We start from the raw sequence: 19,953 nt of genomic DNA on the forward strand, positions 1-19,953 counted from the left end.
TCATGAATACTACAGAAAAAAAACAACAATTAGCTATCGCTACATTTCAAAGCGGGTATAACTGTGCCCAATCCGTATTATCCACCTTTTCCATCAATTTCAGTCTGGAACGGGACAGTCTACTAAAACTTGCCTCTCCCTTCGGATCGGGCATTGCCAAAACACAGGAAACATGCGGTGCTGTTACGGGTGCTTTGATGGCTATCGGTTTGAAATACGGAAAAGGGACGAATGGAACTGAAGAAGACAAGCTCATCTCTTATGCACTTGCCCAAAAACTGATGACGGAATTTTCGCGCATACACGGATGCACGAACTGTAAGAAGCTGCTGAATGATCTGGATATGAACAACGAAAGTGAAATGGCCAAAATTAAAGAGCTGAATCTTTTCAATACAAATTGTATCAACTACATTCAAACCGCAGTAAAACTAACCGACGAAATTCTGGAAAATAATTAGTGTCCGGTATCTATCGATTCAAAATGGCATACATTTGTAAGAGAAACTCCGTATTGTAGCGGTTATGTCAACTCTACACTATAACAAACAACTGTTTATTGCAGGCCTTATCTTTACCCTGCACAACACAGAGGAAGTATTCGGATTCCGACAATTCCGTTATCCTGAAGGAATATTAAATCATATTCCGCATGGCAAAGAGATGACAACCGCCATTGTGCTGATCACTTTAATTGCATGGATAGCAATTATATGGACAACGGTTCAAACAAAGGCAGGTCCAAAAAAGTTTTTATTGACCACTTTGGTTACTGCATTTCTGTTCAATGCATTCATCCCGCATATTCTTGGAGCCATATATTTCGGAGGCTATTTCCCGGCAGTAGTCACAGCGGTAGCACTTTATTTACCTTATGTGTACTGTATATTACCCAAGTTGTATGACGAATTTGAAACCCGGAAAGCGTTTTTCAGAACTGTTGCTCAGGGCATAAGTCTGGCACTGTTTCTTGTATTTCTGACTCAAACTGCAGGATATTTAATTTGCAAAATATGATTGAACTTCCCAGCTATCTGATTTTACCCCGAAACGAATTGTATCGAATCAAGCCGCTGTGGGAGAAGCTCAACGAGATTCACCTCCGCGACTCAGTTCATTTCAAGGATCATTACTCTTCATTTACGTTTGAAAAGAGAATTATGACATGGACATCGCTGCCCGACGAGAGAGTGTGGATTTTGGTTGGAGAAGTAAATGATGAAATAGTAGGATATTGTGTCGCCACATCCACCGAAGACGGCAAGGGAGAGATAGATTCGCTTTGCGTGGACGAAGCATGGCAAAACAAAGGCGTGGGAGAAACACTTGTTCGGGAAAGCCTGGCCTGGCTCGAAAGTCGAACTTGTTCACCCATTCGTCTCATCGTCAGTTATGGGCATGAATCGGTGATGGGTTTTTACGAAAAACTGGGATTTTATCCAAGGGCAACTATTTTAGAGCTCAAAAATCCACAGGATATATAAAAACACATCAGAAACCGAGAAGATATTGCGCAGCAATCGTGTTCACATCTTTTTTTGACGTGTCATTAAAAGTCTTAAGTGTGTAGAAACACTGTACTTTGGAATTGGATGTCAGCCAATAATTTACTCCTGCCGACAAAGCTGTAGACTGCGACAATGAATTACTCCTGTCAGTTTTATAACTGTCGTACTTCAAAACCGGTTGTAATTTAGCTGTAAGGTAATAACCTGTAGTAAAATAGAATCCTACAGAACGGATTACATCCGTCTGCGCTGAAATATATTCACTACGCACCAGCAATTTACGGTCATCAAACTTCATTCCCACAGAAGTAAGGGTTCTCTTTATTTTTGATGATTGCGGACCATACTCTCCATCATAGTACGAGAGTGCGAACCGCAGCGGTTTCACCGGATTTACACAAAGCGTACCAACGAAGTCTTTATTCGTATTATTATCAACATTATACTGATTTCCATTCAGCAAATTCAAGCTATATTCCACCAGATTGAAACCGTTACGCTGAAAGAAATTTCCATTCACTGCAATACCGATATCACGTCCGCTGCACTTTACTCCCTGAAATTCGGTCACCAACGCTTTTATGGCCTGCGAGTTCTCCACAGTTTCGAGATCGATCACGGCATACGGATTTTCAAGGGTATACATTACCTTATACTGTCCTGCTTTTATTTCCAAAGATTTGTTCAGGCTCCATCGTGCATACGCATCCAGAATACGTGGCGAGCCTGCACATTCTAGTTGAAAATAGTACGTGAGATTTTTCAGCACATTTCCCTGCATGTTGATTTGCAAGCGACGAATATCAAAACCATTTTTCCCGATGTTGTAATTTCCCTCTTCGGAGGAATATTGATAACGAGCGTTGACAACACCACCTATTTTGGGCAATTTGTTTACGATTGTTTCAAGAGTGGTAAGACGTTTGTTTACCACAACCGAATCGGATTTATCGGTTTGCGCCGAAGCGACAAATGCAGACGCGAACATCGCGACAAAGAAAACACAAAGGAATCGATATAACATGAGGGGAAATAGAAATTTTGAGCGACAAAGGTAGTAAAATGAGTTTAATCGAAACGGCATTCGGACAACAGCTACCTTATATAAAACAAGTGTCCCGAAAATAAATTTTCGGGACACTTCGTGTGATTTAATCTATAGTTTAGAGTTTGCCTGCGTATTTCTTTTCGCGCAGCTCCTTAATGTCTTCGCGGGTAATGTATTCGTCGTATTCCATCTGCTTATCGATAATTCCGTAAGGAGTCAATTCGATAATGCGGTTACAAACGGTTTGCACGAACTGGTGGTCATGCGACGAGAGCAACACATTGCCTTTGAAATTCTGCAAACAGTTGTTGAACGCCTGAATCGACTCCATATCAAGGTGGTTGGTCGGAGAATCGAGCACCAGACAGTTGGCGTTCTTCAACATCATCTTGGCAATCATACAGCGCATTTTTTCACCTCCGGAAAGTACCGATGCTTTCTTCAGGGTTTCTTCGCCCGAGAACAACATTTTGCCCAAATAACCCTTCAGATAAACTTCGTGCGTATCGTTCGAGTATCCGGCGAGCCAATCCATCAGGTTAAGGTCGGTATTGAAGAATTCGGTATTATCCATCGGCAGGTAAGCCGGTGTGATGGTCACACCCCAGTTGAAGTGTCCCTTATCGGCTTTCATATTTCCGTCCAAAATCTCAAACAACGCTGTCATGGCACGCGGGTCGCGCGAAATGAATGCCACCTTATCGTTCTTCTCGATCATGAAGTTCACGTCATCGAACAGCACCTCGCCTTCAACGGCTTTAGAGAGGCCCGACACTTCGAGAATCACGTTTCCTGGCTCGCGTTCAGGAGTAAAGATAATACCCGGGTAACGGCGAGAAGAAGGCTTGATCTCCTCCACGTTGATTTTTTCCAGCATCTTCTTACGACTGGTAGCCTGTTTTGACTTAGAGGCATTGGCGCTAAAACGCGCAATAAACTCGAGCAACTCGGCCCGTTTTTCTTCCGCTTTTTTGTTCTGCTGTGCCTGCTGACGCGAAGCCAACTGGCTCGATTCGTACCAGAAGCTATAGTTACCGGTGTAGATTTCTATTTTCCCGAAGTCGATATCGACAACGTGTGTACAAACAGCATCGAGGAAGTGACGGTCGTGCGAAACAACCAACACTGTATTGTTGTAATTGGCCAGATAATCTTCGAGCCACATCACTGTGTCGAGGTCAAGGTCGTTCGTAGGCTCATCGAGCAGCAGGTTGTCGGGATTTCCGAACAGCGCGCGGGCAAGCAACACACGCACTTTTTGTTTACCGCTCAGGTCACCCATCTTCATGCCGTGAAACTCTTCCTTAATACCCAAACCGCTCAAAAGAGAGGCAGCATCGCTCTCGGCATTCCAGCCTTCGAGTTCTGCAAATTTCTCTTCGAGTTCCGATGCGCGAATGCCATCGGCATCCGAGAAATCGGCTTTGGCATACAAGGCATCTTTTTCGGTCATAATAGCATACAAAGTGCTATGACCCTGAATAACGGTATCGAGAGTAGTCAGATCGTCAAACTCATGGTGATCCTGCTTCAACACAGACAAACGTTCGCCTGGTTGCATCATGATGTTACCTTTGGTAGCCTGCAAGTCACCGCTGATAGTACGTAAAAATGTGGATTTACCGGCGCCGTTTGCACCGATAATACCGTAGCAATTGCCTGCAGAGAATTTCAGGTTCACATCCTGAAACAAAACCCGCTTGCCGAATTGCACGGCGAGATTGGAAACTGTAATCATTGATTCAATTTGAAAATGTGCCAATTTGAAAATGTGCCAATGAGAGAACAGCACACAACAAACAGCTTATACTTATTAGCAATATTTCTGAAGTTAATTTGGAGATCAGATAATTTGGAAATTTGTAGATGTGGGAATTTGAGAATTACAGAACAACGAGAGTGCTAACTGTTACACTGATCGTTTCTTCACTCAAATTCATTCATTTTCAAATTTTCAAATTCAAAAATCTTCAAATTGTTTTATTGTTTCGGCTTGCGTTTCTTGGGTTTGCCGTATTTGATTCGCATCAATTCGACATGACGCACCTTCTGGTTTACCTTTTTGTTTTTATCTATCTTTTCGTGGAAAGCACCCCCACCCTTCAACGGATTGGTGAGTTTCAAACGAATATTTTTTGTTATCTTCTTTTCGAGTTCGTCGGGAGTCAGTACAGCCGACAGTTCGAGTTCTTCCGGCAACTCGTGCATCGGAATCTGGTACTGCATCAACTCTTCCACAGCCAGCTGTCGTTCTTCTTCGGCTGGCGACACCAGCGAAACAGCAGTTCCCTCCTTGTCGGCACGTCCCGTACGACCAATACGGTGAATATATAATTCCGGTTCGTCGGGCATATCGAAGTTAATGACGTGCGATACATCGGCAATATCGAGACCTCGGGCAATCAAATCGGTCGCGATCAGCACCCGGTACGATCCCTCCTGAAAACGCCTTACCGTTTCAAAACGATTATTCTGCGCTTTATTGGAGTGAATTACCCCGATCTCGTCTTCGAATACCTCGGAGATACGCTCATAGATATTGTCCGCCAGTTTTTTGGTCAGGGCAAACACCAGAACGCGTTTGTATTGTTTGCTATGCGAAAGCATGAGCTTCAGCATATTTATTTTTGAGTTGAAATTGGGCAACAGATAAGCACTTTGTGTAATCTTATCCAGTGGCGTTCCCATCGGAGCTGCTTCAATACGTTCGGGCGTATCAAAAAAGTCGTGCATCAACGTTTCCACCTCTTCGGTAAGGGTTGCCGAGAAGAGTAGATTTTGCCGTTTGGTAGGCAAAAGGTCGAAAATACGAACCAATTGAGGTCGGAAGCCCAAGTCCATAATTTCATCTACCTCGTCAATAATCAGACGCTTCACCGACTTCAGGCGGATTACTCCGTTCAGTGTCAGATCGAGCAAACGACCCGGTGTAGCCACCAGCAAATCAACGCCATCCTTCACTAAAAGCACTTGCTTTGACATATTCACACCGCCATATACTCCGGCAACGCGGATATTCGTGTAGGCTGCCAGTTTTTTGGCCTCTTCCACCACCTGTAGCACTAATTCACGGGTAGGAACAAGGATCAAAATCTGAGGGTGTTTCTCTTTGGTGAACTTCCATTGACGCAAACAGGGAAGCAAAAACGCGACGGTTTTTCCCGTTCCGGTTTGGGCAATACCCACAACATCACGTCCCGACATTGCCACCGGAAAAGCTTTTTCCTGAATAGTTGTGGGATGAACGTAACCAGAATCATCAAGCGCGTTGAGCAATGGTGTATTGAGATTCAATTCTTTAAATGTAGTCATGGGCTATTGTCAATTGGGGTGCAAAGGTAGTGATTTTTGCCCGTAATTTATAGCACTCAATGCAAAGACAAATGAGTTCAAATAAATATTTCACCATTTAAAACGCTTAAAAGCCACAGCATTTCTCAATGCCATGGCTTTTCTTAATCACAAGTAAAACTAAAATCCTATTATCTAATGCATGAATTTTAATATTTAATTACCACGCAAACCATCTGTCACATCAAATGCAGCATCCAAATTAACATATTGACACATTTGCATATATTCAAACTGACAGGTTATTTACCGCTACGACTTTGTTCTTCGCTCGATGCCGTAGAACGGTTGGCGCGGGTTTTGAAAGAATCTTTCCCGAAACGATAAGTGAATGACACATTCACCGTGCGGCTGTCCCAGTGGTTGTTTACATTGAAATCAACATTCCCGTATTTTGCAAAACCGCCGCCTTTATTGGTATTGAAAATATCGTCCACCGACACCTTCAGAGTTCCTTTTTTGTCGAAAAGGCTCTTCTGTACTCCAAAGTCAACAGAGTATTGTTCATAGATGGTAAAATTACCCCAGAGCTGTTTCGAGCGATAACGTCCGGCCAGTTCCATGCTGATGTCGCAAGGCAGAGTAAAGCTTTGTGTTGAGTTTGCATTAAAGCTCCAGCGTTTGAATTTATCGGCAGTCGCATCGTTAGATGTTACCGATTTATACATTACGATTGCCGAAGCATTGAAGTGCCACCATTTGGTAACGTCGAGCTGAACGGTCTGCGAAGCATTCAGGTCAATCGACTTGCTCAGATTATCTTTGGTTTGATACATCACTTTGGTAATATCGTTTTGTCTGATTACATCGGTAAACAAATCATTGGTACGGTTCATGCCGACAGAAGTAATGAATTTACTTTTGTAGGTATAATTCAAACCAAGAGAGTGTGTAAACTGCGGACGAATAAACGGATTTCCCTGATTATAGGTAAATTGATCAAGCAACCACATGAACGGATTTAGTATCTGATAACCAGGACGTCCAATGCGATAGCTGTAGGTCAATCCCAGTTGATTATTTTCATTCAGGTCACGCTTAATAAACAGAGACGGAAACAGATCTGTATAATGTTTTGTATCCACACGGTTCATCGATTTTGAATCACCTTTCGAGTTGGTATTCTCCACACGCAGACCCAGTTGTACTGATGTTTTACCGAATTGTCCTCTGGCGCTGAGGTAAGCCGCATTAATATTCTCTGTATAAATAAACTGGTCGTACGGTTTCAGTCCGGTATTCCACACCACGTTTGTCGGGTCGTTTACCGTAAACTCGGACTGGCTGTTTGTTTTCACAAAACTGGTTTTCAAACCGCCTTCGATTGAGAATTTTTTCCCGATAGGATGCACGTAGTCGGTTTTTGCCGTAAAAATATTGATGATACGGGGCTGATAGCCAAGTATTGTAGAATTGAGATTCATATCATTCCCGTTTCCATCCACATAACTACCATGCTGATCGGTCGAAGAATGGTATTTGAAGCGTGCATAATCGGCATCGAATGTCAATGAAGTTCCGGTGCTATCAATATCCCATTTATAATTTCCATTGAATGTTATATTGCTCCAGTGTTCGTTTTCGCCCGATTTGGTATGAAGCGCAGAGTCGAGCTTCATTGTATTGTCAAAGAAAGAGGTTACCGAATTTGTTTTGCCATTACTATGCCCGTCTGAACCTCGAACCATGAAACTAATTACCTGGTTTTTTGCAATATAATAGTCGGATCCAATTTTATAATTATGTCCGTTACCATCATAGTCGCTACGGTTATATATCTGTTGAACGGCTCCTACGTAAGGCCCTGTAACATAATTCCTGACGGCATCCATCGTATTCCAGCCACTCCATCCGTTGAACGAATAGTTACCGTAAACATTCAGTTTGCCGAAATTCATATTCAGGTCTAAACCAATATTTTCTCCAAACTTACCGCTATATCCTCCACCGGTATAGAAACTACCGTTAAAACCGGTACGTTTGTTGTGTTTTGTTTTGATATTGATAATGCCCGAGTTTCCTTCGGCATCGTAACGTGAAGACGGATTTTCAATTACTTCGATTCGTTCGATATCTTTTCCCTGCATACCTTTCAGCAACGTAGCCAACTGATCAGCCGAAACATATGTCGGCTTGTCGTCGATCATCACCTTCACACCTTCTTTGCCTTTCAAACTAATATTATTATTGTTGTCAACAGTGACGCCCGGAGTCTTTTTCAAAATATCCAGCACGTTTTCCGATGCTGTTGTAATGGAAGCTTCAGGATTGATCACCATTTTATCAGCCTGTTGTTCGATAAACTTACGTTTGGCAACCACCGTTGCTTCTTTCAACATCTGCGTATTCTCCTGTAAAACCACATCTTTCTGAACATCTTTTTTGCCATTAAACGCAAACTGTTCGGTTTCAAACTTCTTATAGCCCACCATTGTCACCGACAAAATATAAGTTCCTTCGTGCACTTTATCGATAACGAAGTCGCCGGTACTGTTACTTTCACTACCCTTTATCGGCAGTTTGGTTTTTGCATTGATAAGAGCTGCGGTTGCAAATTCAACCGGACGATGATTCTGATCAAGGATCCGACCTTTTACGGTCCCGTCTGCTTTTGCGATTCCGATACAAAGCATCGCCATAAGCATCAAACTAGCTATTCGTTGCAAACAAGTCTTTGTTGCCATAAAATTTTACTGATTTTTTTGTGTTTCGTTTGTGATAAAATGAAGGAGTAGCGGATCCATTTCTACTCCTTCGTTCTGTTTTTTGTAAGTTAGACGTTCGCGGTTATGCGTTTGGATGAATGTTATGTTTTTTTTAGAATTCAATTTAACCCAACAATTTCATCTACTCATATCTCACTGTATCACAGCCGATAGAATAAATATCCAGAAATAGATTACCATACAATCTGAAAAGAGAAGTGACTATTCGGGTTTAACCACACCGGTACCATGCTTGCTCAAATGTTTTACCACCGGATTGCCTTTGTAGGTTATATTGCCTGTACCACTGGCATCTATAGAGATTTCTTTACCGGCATACAAAGTCACATTGCCCACTCCTGAGAGGTGAACATCCAACACATCTGCTCTGAAATCACCCGCGCGAACATTGCCCGTGGCTGAATTATGAATTTCAGCATTAGCAGCACTACCCGACAGACTTACATTACCTATCGCAGAAAAGTCGGCGTTGAGTTGAGTACAATTCAGGTCGAAGTTTATATTGCCTGCAGCATTCACCGTCAACTGTAGCATTTTCCCTTGCAGTGTATTCTTGGTTTGAATATTTCCTACTGCCTTAAAATAAGCATTCGTCAAATTACGAACTGTGATATAAATATCCATTTTCCCGTGCCAGTTATGGAGTCCCTTTGTTGTAACAGTGAGCTTATTTCCACTATTCTTCACCACAATATAGTCGGACACATCTTTGCTTGATTCAATCCTAACAGATTCTTTATTACCCTGAATCAGGTAAACATTGCCAACTGTGCGTACATCCAGTTCAGAAAATGCGCCAACCGAGATTTCCTGAATAACATTAGCTGCCCGAAGGCTAAACGGAACGATCAGCAAACAGATCATTCCCAACAACATTTTTTTCATAACAATTTGTTTTTTAGATGTTTATTTTTATTCCGCTTTTACTGTTCCAATACCATCTTTATGAATATCGGTAAAACGAGGATGACCTCTGTAAACAACCTTACCGATACCACTGGCGTTAACCGTCATCTTTTCTTTTGCATACACATCCACGTTACCAACACCTTTAAAGCTCACAACAGCTTCATTCGCAATCAGGTCGCTCATTTGTACGTTACCTACACCTTTTGCATCAAGAGCCAGCCTGTCTGCCTTGCCTTTAACCACAAAACTTCCAACACCGGCAAACTGTACATTCAATTGCTTACACTGCAAGTTGATGGATACTTTACCGGCAGATGTCATTGAAAAGTTTAGTGTATCGGTTTTCAATTCGTTGGTACTTGTCACTGCACCCACATCCTTAAACTGAACTTTTTGTAAATGGACAACAGTGATATAAATGTTCATTTGTGGTTTAGCTGCATGTTTAAAATCAATGGTCGAGCTTATCGTCAATTTATTTTCTTCATTTTCGAGTTCCACCGTACTCATGGTAGTGGTATCTGTTTCAATTCTCACGCTCTCCCTATCACCCTGAGTAATGAAAATATTTCCTAACCCCCGTAATTCCACTTCGTTGAACGAACGAACCGGAAAATCTCTTGACACCAGCTCTTTTGCAAACACATTGTTGTTGATTAACAGGAAGAACAGTACCCCTGCGACAGTTTTTACAGGATTGAATTGCATTGTGATTAAGTTTTAAATGATTTATTTCTCTTTTGGCCTGCTTTGTAAAGCCACGAACATATACATGACGAAGCCAAAACAAAAACATAACATCGGTTTTAATTTTTATTTTTGCTTTAAAATCAGGGAGCGAATTATTTCATATCTTTGCAGCAGCAAAAAAGCATCAATTTCGTCTGAGATAAGCGATGCTTAACCGTCACAAAGCAATAGGTGGTTATATGGGTAAAAGATTGTCGGCTGTACGTCTCTTTATTCTGATTCTCTTTTCTGCAGGAATCAACCATCCACTTTCTGCCCAAAAGTTACAGGAGACAACCATCCTCGAAGGTCGTGTAATTGATGCACAAACCAACGAGGGAGTTTCTTATGCTACATTGATGACTGTCCGTACAGGTGAAGGAACCATAACTGACGAAAACGGTAGGTTTGCTCTAAAAATTACCCGTTCTACAGGAAGAATCAAATTGTCATGCGTCGGCTACAAAACGGACACCGTACCTTACCGCAAAGGTGGAACAACTCCATTTGTCATAAAGCTCAAACCTAAAATTCAGCAACTTCAGGAAATTGTAATAAAACCGGCAAAAAAACGGTATAAAAACAAGGGCAATCCGGCAGTTGAACTGATTGAAAAAGTAATTGCTCACAAAAAGGACAATCATCAGGGCAACTGGCAGTATCTGGAAAACACCAAATATGAAAAGATCATATTCGGCCTGAGCAATTATACCTCTAAATTTCGTCCAGACAACACTCCAAAGAGCTTTCATTTCCTTTTTAATCATACCGACACCTCCTCCATGAAAGGGAAGAAGTTGCTCCCGCTGTATATTCAGGAAAAGCTATCGGACAACTATTTCAGCAAGTCGCCTGCACACGAAAAAGAGGTGATAAAAGCAACAAAAACGGTGGATTACGGCAAATATTTCAGCATGGAAGGCATTTCCGTTTATCTGAAAAACATTTATGAAACTATCGATTTGTACGACAACAACATAAGCTTCCTGACCAATCAGTTCGTAAGCCCCATTGCTAATGCCGCGCCGACGTTCTATAAGTATTTCATTATGGACACGGTAAAGCTGGATAATATCTCTTGCGTGCGCCTCTATTTTTCGCCCCGCAACAAAACCGACATGCTTTTTCAGGGCGATCTCTATATCACCCTTGACAGCTGCTATGCGGTGAGACAAGCCGATTTCAGCGTCAACAGAGACATTAATCTCAACTGGGTAAAAGAAGCCAATATCAACCTGACTTACAGCAAGAATAAAAAGAACGAATGGCTATTGGAATCGGATCATGTCGGAATTGACTTCGGGCTACCCAAAACCGAACTGGGTGTGTACGGGCAACGTACAACAACCTACAACAACTACCAAACCGACACTCCGCGCGATGAAGCGTTTTACAAAAAACCAGCAGTAGAGACCGACAGTATAGCACTGCACTCAGAAAACTATTGGGCAGCAAACCGACCCCAACCCCTCTCAATATCGGAGGCCGGCATCTACACGATGATTGACAGCCTGAAACAGGTACCCACCTTCAAACGTTCAATGGATTTGGTCTATCTTTTGTTGTACGGCTATAAATCGGTTGGACCATTTGCTATCGGGTCGCTCTATAATTTCGTGGGGTATAATCCGGTGGAAGGTTACCGTGTTCAATTCGGAGGGAAAACCACCAGCCAGTTCAACGAGCATGTATATCTTTCAGGCTACGGAGCCTATGGATTCCACGACAAAACATGGAAATATTCGTTTACGGGAGCTATCGGAATGGATTCGAAAAGCATCTTTCGATTTCCGGCCAATTATCTGAAGATTAGCTATCAATACGACGCCAAGACTCCGGGTAACGAGATGTCACTCAGTCAGAGTTACAACTTCATAGCTGCCTTGGTGTGGGGTAATTACAACAAATTTTTCTACAACCGGATTTTCCAGGCCGAGTATCTTCACGAATTTAAAAGCCATTTTTCATATACTGCCGGCTTTCAATATGTTCGCGAAACTCCCCGCGGAATGCTCTATTTCAACCACTCGGATTACAGCCTGCAAACAAACGACAAGGCATACCTGCCCATTGCTGAGCTATACGGGAAACTCAGGTATGCTCCGCACGAAAAATTCTATCAGGAACAATTGAGCCGGTTCACCATGCCAACCAGTTATCCGATTTTCGAGCTGGAATACCGCATCGGGAACAAAGCTTTTGGGAACAGTTATAACTATCAAAAAATCAGACTATCGGCTTTCAAACGGTTCAAATTATCGGTATTGGGATATTCGGATGTAGCTTTGGAAGGTGGAAAATTATTCGGTACGGTTTCGTATCCCTTACTATTTATACACCCGGCAACACAAAACTACCTGTTCGATGACACCAAATACAACCTGATAAACTTTCTTGAATTCGTCAGCGACCGTTATGCTTCACTAAGTATCGACCACAATTTCAACGGATTCTTCCTTAATAAAATACCTTTATTAAAGAAACTGAACTGGCGTGAGGCCGTCACCTGCAAGGTGTTGTACGGAGATATCGGTTCCCGCAACAATCCGGCATACAACGATCAGCTCTTTCGCTTTCCCGAAAACAGTGATGGAAGCGCCGCAACTCACAAACTGGGACGCACACCTTATGTAGAGGTTAGTGCGGGCATCGGTAACATTTTGCGTATCTTTCGGATCGATTTTGTCAAACGACTAACCTACCTCAACAATCCGGACATTTCAGACTTTGGAATACGAGCCAGCATGAAAATGGATTTTTAGTAGGCAGTACACAGTACTCAGTACGCAGAGAATTGGAGAATTTAACTTAAACCGGACGTATCTTTGTTCTTTGCTCTTTGCTCTAAATATGAAACATCAAAAAACAAATGCGGCACGAATCCTGGACCGCATGGGAATTACATACGAACTGGTTGCCTACGAAGTAGACGAAAGCGACCTAAGTGCGGTGCATGTTGCCGCGCAACTCGGACAAAATGTAGAACAGGTATTCAAAACCATTCTTCTGAGAGGGGATCGCAACGGAGTATTTGTCTGTATTGTGCCCGGTGCCGAAGAGGTAAATTTGAAACTGGCGGCTTCTGTTTCGGGCAATAAGAAAGCGGAAACAGTTGCCATGAAGGAACTGCTTCCGCTTACAGGTTATATCCGGGGAGGATGTTCTCCACTCGGGATGAAAAAGCCCTACCCTATTTATTTACATTCGTCTGCCAACCAGTTTCCGTTTGTTTATATCAGTGCCGGACAGCGTGGTTTGCAACTCAAACTTGCTCCGACAGATCTAATCAAGGCAGTAAATGCTACAGTCACGGATCTGATATAGTTAGTTAAAAACGACCGTTTTCACTCTGCCATTTGACAGGTAAACTTTAATTGTTTTACTGTTTTGATCTACGTCCACCCGCGTCACCTGATTCAACTGCTGAGATGTCCACTTTTCATTCGCATTCTTCCACAACATCAGGGTAACGTAAACTTTTTTGGTCCCGTTAGCCGGATCGAAATGATCAAAAGAATCTATCACGGCACTTTCATTGGCTACCGGATTCAAGCCTTTCGTCCGCACCACTTCGGTGCCCTGCCATCCTTTGAGAGGAACCATCGCCAACTGGTATTTTCCGTTATTGATAATATGAACCTCTTTGCCCTGAACTTTACGAAGTTCATCTTTTACGGGAGCTCCAACTTGCGGCAATGAATAGTGTCCCAAACGAACGTCGGCCTTTTCTGTTCCTGAGACAACATCCACGCGAAGGATCCCGTCAGGCAGTGTAATATCGGCCAACCGGAACGCCAGGTTTTTATTGAACTCCATTTCCACATCACGATAATAGATCCCATTTTCATAGCGATTAAACTTATAGAGATGAAATGGTTCCCAACGGTTTGCCGACGCTGTTTTTACAACATAGTTCATCGCCACTTCACCATTTTTGCCGTCGGCTTGCCACGGAAAAGCACTATTGTATGCCAAGCGGTTGTACGATTCCTCTGCGCGGAATGGTTCGGATGCTTTATCCATCTTCACATTGCACCACGCACGTAGCTCAGCGGCTCCGCTATTGGGATAGTCGGTAATAAGAATGTGCGGACCTTTCAGAAATTTATTGACCACAGTACCTTTCGCCAGTTCACCGGTTGCCCAAGGCCCTTCGTTTTCTTTGGCACTCCAGTATGGGTTACTTTCAGGCAAAAGCAGTCCGAGAAAAGCCTTTGCACACCAATAAACACTTCCACGACAGCTGTACGACTGCACGGCAGCATCGAAAGGCCCGTAAAATCCTAAAGTTGGCACATTGTCTTGCAGAAAATCGGAATTCTGAAGAAATTGAAGTAAAGCTCCCGATGCAATACGGCGCATCCAACCGTAGTTTGTAGAAGGATCGTCTTCAAAACCCATAAAAGAGAACGGCGCCGTTGCTCCGAAACGATAGGTTATGCTACGTCCCCACATAATCATGTCCCCATTACGGCCAAACATGTAGGGATAGTTCGACTTCATCGGTTTGAAATTTTCGGCAAATTTGGCTGCGTACTCCGGATAATTCTTTTTCCCGTAATATTCAGACCAGAACATTCCGTACATCTGAAATGCCCACATGCTGTAATAATCATAAGCCGGACGATCGTTGTACCAACCGTCGCCATCGTAGTGATCAAGCGCTTTTTGGACATACTCGTTGAGCAAAGGCTCGTTTACTTTATACCCCTGACTCTTGAAGAAACTCAGGATGAAAATATTGAAAAACTTCCAGTTTTGAGCAATAGTAGGACCGTCGCCATAACTCACCATTGTGGCTTCAAGAGCATCCTTTTGTTGTTGTGTCAACGGATTCCACAAAATTTCGGGAATGGCAAACAAAGAGACAGATAAACCTCCGAATTCCACCAGATTCTGATGAGGTCCCATTTCCGAAGAACGGGGCTTTATATAGGTTGGACTGGCAGGATCAAGCAATTTGAGGATCTGATGACGATAATAATCGGCCACCCTGATACCGTTAATCTCCAGTTGTGGATTTTCTTTCAGCAAAGGAGCCGCCATAAACAAGGTTCGACACAATCCTTCAAGCTTCGCCGTCGGAATTTGTCCTTCATTGCGGGGATAGCTCTTACCTTCCTGCTTGGGGAAGTACATCGGATCATCCAGCGTTTTCACATAACTGAAAGCACCTTTCAACAAATAAAGAGCAGCCTCTTTCCAGTGCTCGCGGGTCATTCCGGAATAAGGACTCTTTTTGAAATCGGGATTTTCAACTTTAAACACGTTAGACCGGGTCTTGTGTGTTTGGGCAAACGTTGACAGGCCAACGCAAGCAAACAACAAACCGGACAGAACAAACTTAACACACAGATTAAATCTCATGGCATGTATTTTCTATAATTTTTGATACTCAAAGATATTCCGAACCCTTGAAAACAAGGAACAAAATCATTTCAATTTTGGACATAATATGTTCAAACCTACGCAGGCTGATGCACATCTCTATACTCACGTGGGGTCATTTCAAATTCAGATTTGAAACAACTACTAAAATATTTAGGATTGTTGAATCCTAAGGCATACGCAATTTCAGAAATAGGATCATTGGTACTTACCAGCATTTCGCAGGCATGTTTCAACCTCACGTTGCGGATAAATTCTCCGGGAGAGAGGTCGGTCAATGCTTTCAGTTTGCGGTGCAGAGTCGATTTGGAGCTATTCATTGTTTCAGCAAAACGGTCGAAATCGAAATTAAAATCGGACATATGTTGTTCCACCACCAGCACTGCCTTTTTCATAAACTCCTCATCCAGCGAACCGTAATGCATGGCTGAAATATTGACCTCCTTATTTTTCCTGAAGTCTCTGACATTCTGTTTCTTTCGATTGAGAAGATTGTTGACCCTTGCGGCCAGCACCTTCAAATCGAATGGTTTAGGCATATAAGCATCTGCTCCGGCATTGAAATAATCCACCTGATCGTCGGCCGAACTTTTTGCCGTCAGCAGCAAAATATCGATATGGCTTGTCACAAGATCCGATTTCACAGTCCGGCACAGTGCCAGTCCGTCCATTTCAGGCATCATTACATCCGAAATAATCAGGTCGATAGGATATTCTTTGATGATATTCAACGCATGCAATCCATTGGTAGCACTGTGTACTGTAAATCGGTCGCACAAATGATCGACAATAATCTGATTGAGTTCTTTGTTATCTTCGACCACCAGAATATTGTAGGAAGCGTGCTCTGGTTGCACCGTCGTAGCCACTTCATTCACATCGGCAGACTCTTCATAAGCCGGATTTTGCCGTGAAATCTCGCTATCCTCCGTAGCAAATTCTTCTTCGTTAAAGGCGCCCTCCGACACCGGAATTTCGAATGTAAAAGTAGTACCCTCGTGCAGTTTGCTCATCACTCTGATCTCTCCCTTGTGAATTTGCAACAGATCGCGTACCAGCGAGAGGCCTATACCATTGCTCTGACTTTGATCGGATGAATTGCTGATATAGAAACGAGAGAAAATGTGGGGTAAATCTTTTTCGTGTATTCCTTCTCCGGTATCACTTACCGACAGTTGCAAGAATGTAAGTCCTTCCTGCACCGGAAAACTCATTTTTACAATAATACTGCCTCCCGAAGGTGTAAATTTGAATGCATTGGACAACAGATTATAAAGCACTTTATCCAGTTTATCGGGATCAAACCAGGCAATAAAGTTATCGAACGGAGCCTCCACTGCAAACGAAATATTCTTTTCTTTAATTAATGGCTGAAAGTTGGTATAGCACACTTCGCGCACAAACGACACAACATCTCCCTTCTTTACTTTCAGTTTCATATTACCGGTATCGATCTTCCGAAAAGCCAGAATTTGCTTAATCAAACGACGTAAACGATTCACATTGTTTCGTATCAGTTCGATCTGATTTTTATCCGATGGAGATTTGGACTGCAACTCGTCAGTGAGCAATGAAATAATGGTCAATGGAGTCAGCAAATCATGCGATATGTTTGTAAAATAGCGCAATTTTGTTTGTGCCAATTCTTCTGACTTTTCCTTTTCGATGCGGGAGATACGTAGTTCGTTCCGAAGCCGCACCCTGTTGAATAAAAACCAGGCTATACCGCCGGCAATGATCAAATAGAAGAGATAGGCCCACCAAGTCTGATAAAACGGCGGCTTTTTAATAATGACAAGAGATGTAATCTGATCGCCCCATTGTCCATTTTCATCGGTAGCTTTCACCTCGAACGTATACCGGCCGGGAGATAAGTTGGCGTAGTTCACAAAATGACGGTTATTCCCAATGTAAATCCAGTCTTTATTAATACCGACCAAACGGTATGCATACTGAATTTTATCAGCTGACGTAAAATTGAGTGTGGAAAATTCAATGCTGACATCATCATCGGTATTTTTAAGAACCAATGCATTGTCTTCGGCTTCATACTGTTTGTCATTTTCCGCTTCAAAAATGGATTGGTTCTTGACCTGAATATCAGTAATCACCACCTTAGGCTTCATACGGTTAGTCATTGATACCGCATTCGGAGCAAATGAGCACAATCCATTGTTACCACCAAACAACATGGTTCCATTAGAAAGTTTTACCGCTGCATTTTGGCGAAAAGAAGTTACCATAACACCATCGCTTTGAGTGTAGTATGTAGTGGTATGGGAAGCCGGATTAAACCGAATGATCTTTTTAATTGTGGAAATCCACAACGCGCCGGAATTATCCTCTAAAATATCAAAAACGGCTTCTTCGGTGATGCCATACTGTTTGCTCACATCATGCATGGAGTTGTTTCGTTCATCATAAAAATAGATGCTCCCCACACGAGTGCCTAGACTCACATTTCCGTTCCGCTGACAACAGATGGACTGAATTGAATTGTTGGGCAAATTGCCTGCACTTCTGTTAAACGAAATTACTTTCACAATAGAGCCTCTGTTATCTCGTTGATATTTCACCACTCCCTGTTTATCGCTTCCCACCCAAATATTACGTTTATTATCTTCATTAATTGCTGTAATATTCGGAATGGTCTTTACCAGTCTTATAGCGTTATCTGCCATCGACTTACAATACAAACCATTATCCGTTCCGACCCACACGTTTCCGTACGAATCTTCAAAAAGATTCGTAATTGTCGTCGATTTGACAGGCAATTTAATTGTCCCTGGAGCCAACGATTGCTGCTTGTCACTCAGCATATAAATCATAGGATTCCCCTCTTCACAAATCCAGATCTGATGATGACGTTTTAAATGCTTTATTGCACTGATGCTTTTGATAGTTTCAATCATCGGGATACGGGCTTTCGATATTTTACCGGTCTGCGGGTTCAACACATATAACCCACAACGGTTCAACGCCGTATAGATATATCCGTCGGCTGTTTCACAAAGTCCAATCACAATAGGAATAGATCCTGTTTCCACTTTAATATTGGTCAATGGATTGGTTTGTATCGACATATTATTAAAATTCAACGTAAAAATACCATCACCAATAGAGCCCAACCACAAATTCCCCTGATTATCCTGTACAATTTCGTGAAACAATTTGTAATAGGGTTCAGGAAACAGATCATCAGAATGAACAATATTGTATGTATTGTCGTCTTTTTTCTCCATCACAACCAAACCTGTGAAGGTAACCACCCACACGTATCCGAATTTTTTATCCCGAAGCAAACTATATGAAATATCCGGGAATGTTATTCTTTTTCCATTCTGAATTACAGAGATCTGTTTGAAAGGATTCCCCGACAAACGTTTCAAATCCATAGAATACATTCCTTCACCCCATGTACATATAAGAAAATGGTCGGGATAATCTTCTATCATATTGAATGGATCACCCATCCCCGAAAAAGGAGGAAACTGTTCAAATTGAAGCTTCTCAGGATGAAAGAGAGAGATTCCTTGATTATTAATCATCACCCAGATTCTGCCTTCCGAATCTTCATACAGTTTCATTATGGTGTTACCTGAAATATGGTATCGTCCTTTTACATTTGCTCCGAATCGAATACTGCTTCCATCGGGATAAATACGAATGAGACCATTATTTCCGGTACCCACCCACATAGTACCCTGTTTATCCTTGATAATGGAATTAACTTTATCTCTTCCCACATATTGATTATTGAGAGGCTGAATACGGTAATTTTTTTTGTCGATGATATTGACTCCGGCAAGCGTCCCAATCCATATCCGGTTATTGTCATCTTCGGCAATCGTTTGAATACTGTTATTGGTAAGCCGGTTAGGATTCGTAGAGCTCGATCTGAAAATCTTAATACTATAGCCGTCAAAACGGCACAATCCGTCCTTACTACCAAACCACATATAACCTTCTTTGTCGTTATACAGGCGATTGATAGAATTGGAGGGCAATTGGTCAATATAGGGAAAGTGTTGGAAACTAAGACTGGTGGTACGGCCATAAGAACTGGACGCAAAACACAAGCACAATATGGTTAGAATCTTGGTTAGGTGGTATTTCATCAGTACAAATTTGAACATTCAATATTAACAAAGAATATGCACTCGCAGGTCTAAAATATGTTCACAAATGTAAGTGAAATAAACCATAAATAGCATTCTTTAAGAGTTGAATGCCTATTTGACCTTTTTGAACGGATTGTTGACCTATGAAAATTTAGAGCTGTTTATATTTGCAT

Annotated in this window: 13 protein-coding genes; 5 read left to right on the top strand and 8 right to left on the bottom strand. The window is 42.3% G+C overall.

The genetic code is table 11. From position 1 onward, the window contains the following. Positions 1 to 2: 2 nt before the first annotated feature. The 3 genes from PJIAN_RS14160 (at position 3) to PJIAN_RS14170 (ending at position 1,484) form a co-directional block, all read left to right on the top strand. Positions 3 to 461, top strand: a complete 459-nt coding sequence (locus PJIAN_RS14160; protein ID WP_068706193.1) for a C-GCAxxG-C-C family protein — start codon at positions 3 to 5, stop codon at positions 459 to 461. A 64-nt stretch (positions 462 to 525) separates the two neighbouring features. Further along, positions 526 to 1,017 (top strand): HXXEE domain-containing protein, encoded by a 492-nt coding sequence (locus tag PJIAN_RS14165; protein WP_068706195.1) that lies wholly within the window; start codon positions 526 to 528, stop codon positions 1,015 to 1,017. Beyond that, positions 1,014 to 1,484, top strand: a complete 471-nt coding sequence (locus PJIAN_RS14170) for a GNAT family N-acetyltransferase (protein ID WP_068706197.1) — start codon at positions 1,014 to 1,016, stop codon at positions 1,482 to 1,484. Before PJIAN_RS14165 ends, PJIAN_RS14170 begins: the two co-directional genes overlap by 4 nt. A 7-nt stretch (positions 1,485 to 1,491) precedes the next feature. Here the strand turns inward: PJIAN_RS14170 and PJIAN_RS14175 are convergent, their stop codons facing one another. From PJIAN_RS14175 to PJIAN_RS14200, 6 genes are all read right to left on the bottom strand, one after another. Beyond that, positions 1,492 to 2,532 carry a porin gene (locus tag PJIAN_RS14175; RefSeq protein WP_172795622.1) on the bottom strand — a complete coding sequence of 347 codons (1,041 nt, stop codon included), beginning with the start codon at positions 2,530 to 2,532 and terminating at the stop codon, positions 1,492 to 1,494. A gap of 139 nt (positions 2,533 to 2,671) precedes the next feature. Further along, positions 2,672 to 4,294, bottom strand: a complete 1,623-nt coding sequence (locus PJIAN_RS14180) for an ABC-F family ATP-binding cassette domain-containing protein (RefSeq protein WP_068706503.1) — start codon at positions 4,292 to 4,294, stop codon at positions 2,672 to 2,674. 242 nt (positions 4,295 to 4,536) lie between these two features. After that, positions 4,537 to 5,868, bottom strand: coding sequence for a DEAD/DEAH box helicase (locus PJIAN_RS14185; protein WP_068706200.1), 1,332 nt, complete (start codon positions 5,866 to 5,868; stop codon positions 4,537 to 4,539). A gap of 281 nt (positions 5,869 to 6,149) precedes the next feature. Beyond that, positions 6,150 to 8,591: an outer membrane beta-barrel family protein gene (locus tag PJIAN_RS14190; RefSeq protein WP_084252431.1), complete on the bottom strand. Its 2,442-nt coding sequence runs from the start codon at positions 8,589 to 8,591 to the stop codon at positions 6,150 to 6,152. A gap of 243 nt (positions 8,592 to 8,834) precedes the next feature. Then, positions 8,835 to 9,518, bottom strand: coding sequence for a head GIN domain-containing protein (locus PJIAN_RS14195; protein WP_068706204.1), 684 nt, complete (start codon positions 9,516 to 9,518; stop codon positions 8,835 to 8,837). Positions 9,519 to 9,545: 27 nt separating this feature from the next. Further along, positions 9,546 to 10,250, bottom strand: coding sequence for a head GIN domain-containing protein (locus tag PJIAN_RS14200; RefSeq protein ID WP_068706206.1), 705 nt, complete (start codon positions 10,248 to 10,250; stop codon positions 9,546 to 9,548). 221 nt (positions 10,251 to 10,471) lie between these two features. Here PJIAN_RS14200 and PJIAN_RS14205 point away from each other — a divergent pair, with 221 nt between their 5' ends. Then, positions 10,472 to 13,033, top strand: a complete 2,562-nt coding sequence (locus tag PJIAN_RS14205; protein ID WP_172795623.1) for a DUF5686 and carboxypeptidase-like regulatory domain-containing protein — start codon at positions 10,472 to 10,474, stop codon at positions 13,031 to 13,033. Positions 13,034 to 13,121: 88 nt separating this feature from the next. Further along, positions 13,122 to 13,595, top strand: coding sequence for a Cys-tRNA(Pro) deacylase (gene ybaK / locus PJIAN_RS14210; protein WP_068706210.1), 474 nt, complete (start codon positions 13,122 to 13,124; stop codon positions 13,593 to 13,595). On the opposite strand, the gene PJIAN_RS14215 is transcribed toward ybaK, so the two are convergent. Then, on the bottom strand, positions 13,596 to 15,638 hold the full coding sequence (locus PJIAN_RS14215) for a DUF2264 domain-containing protein (RefSeq protein ID WP_068706212.1): 2,043 nt from the start codon (positions 15,636 to 15,638) through the stop codon (positions 13,596 to 13,598). Between the two features lie 98 nt (positions 15,639 to 15,736). After that, a complete protein-coding gene (locus PJIAN_RS14220) occupies positions 15,737 to 19,777 on the bottom strand; it encodes a hybrid sensor histidine kinase/response regulator transcription factor (RefSeq protein ID WP_172795624.1) in 4,041 nt (1,346 codons plus the stop codon). Positions 19,778 to 19,953 lie beyond the last annotated feature (176 nt).

It is taken from the genome of Paludibacter jiangxiensis, assembly GCF_001618385.1.
In the GTDB taxonomy this organism is placed as follows: Bacteria; Bacteroidota; Bacteroidia; order Bacteroidales; family Paludibacteraceae; genus Microbacter; species Microbacter jiangxiensis.

Excerpts from the sequence above, each read along its gene's own strand:
- PJIAN_RS14175 (WP_172795622.1), bottom strand. The coding sequence starts at position 2,532 with ATGTTATATCGATTCCTTTGTGTTTTCTTTGTCGCGATGTTCGCGTCT.
- PJIAN_RS14205 (WP_172795623.1), top strand. The coding sequence starts at position 10,472 with ATGGGTAAAAGATTGTCGGCTGTACGTCTCTTTATTCTGATTCTCTTT.
- PJIAN_RS14160 (WP_068706193.1), top strand. The coding sequence starts at position 3 with ATGAATACTACAGAAAAAAAACAACAATTAGCTATCGCTACATTTCAA.
- ybaK (WP_068706210.1), top strand. The coding sequence starts at position 13,122 with ATGAAACATCAAAAAACAAATGCGGCACGAATCCTGGACCGCATGGGA.
- PJIAN_RS14165 (WP_068706195.1), top strand. The coding sequence starts at position 526 with ATGTCAACTCTACACTATAACAAACAACTGTTTATTGCAGGCCTTATC.
- PJIAN_RS14170 (WP_068706197.1), top strand. The coding sequence starts at position 1,014 with ATGATTGAACTTCCCAGCTATCTGATTTTACCCCGAAACGAATTGTAT.
- PJIAN_RS14215 (WP_068706212.1), bottom strand. The coding sequence starts at position 15,638 with ATGAGATTTAATCTGTGTGTTAAGTTTGTTCTGTCCGGTTTGTTGTTT.
- PJIAN_RS14220 (WP_172795624.1), bottom strand. The coding sequence starts at position 19,777 with ATGAAATACCACCTAACCAAGATTCTAACCATATTGTGCTTGTGTTTT.
- PJIAN_RS14200 (WP_068706206.1), bottom strand. The coding sequence starts at position 10,250 with ATGCAATTCAATCCTGTAAAAACTGTCGCAGGGGTACTGTTCTTCCTG.
- PJIAN_RS14185 (WP_068706200.1), bottom strand. The coding sequence starts at position 5,868 with ATGACTACATTTAAAGAATTGAATCTCAATACACCATTGCTCAACGCG.
- PJIAN_RS14190 (WP_084252431.1), bottom strand. The coding sequence starts at position 8,591 with ATGGCAACAAAGACTTGTTTGCAACGAATAGCTAGTTTGATGCTTATG.
- PJIAN_RS14180 (WP_068706503.1), bottom strand. The coding sequence starts at position 4,294 with ATGATTACAGTTTCCAATCTCGCCGTGCAATTCGGCAAGCGGGTTTTG.
- PJIAN_RS14195 (WP_068706204.1), bottom strand. The coding sequence starts at position 9,518 with ATGAAAAAAATGTTGTTGGGAATGATCTGTTTGCTGATCGTTCCGTTT.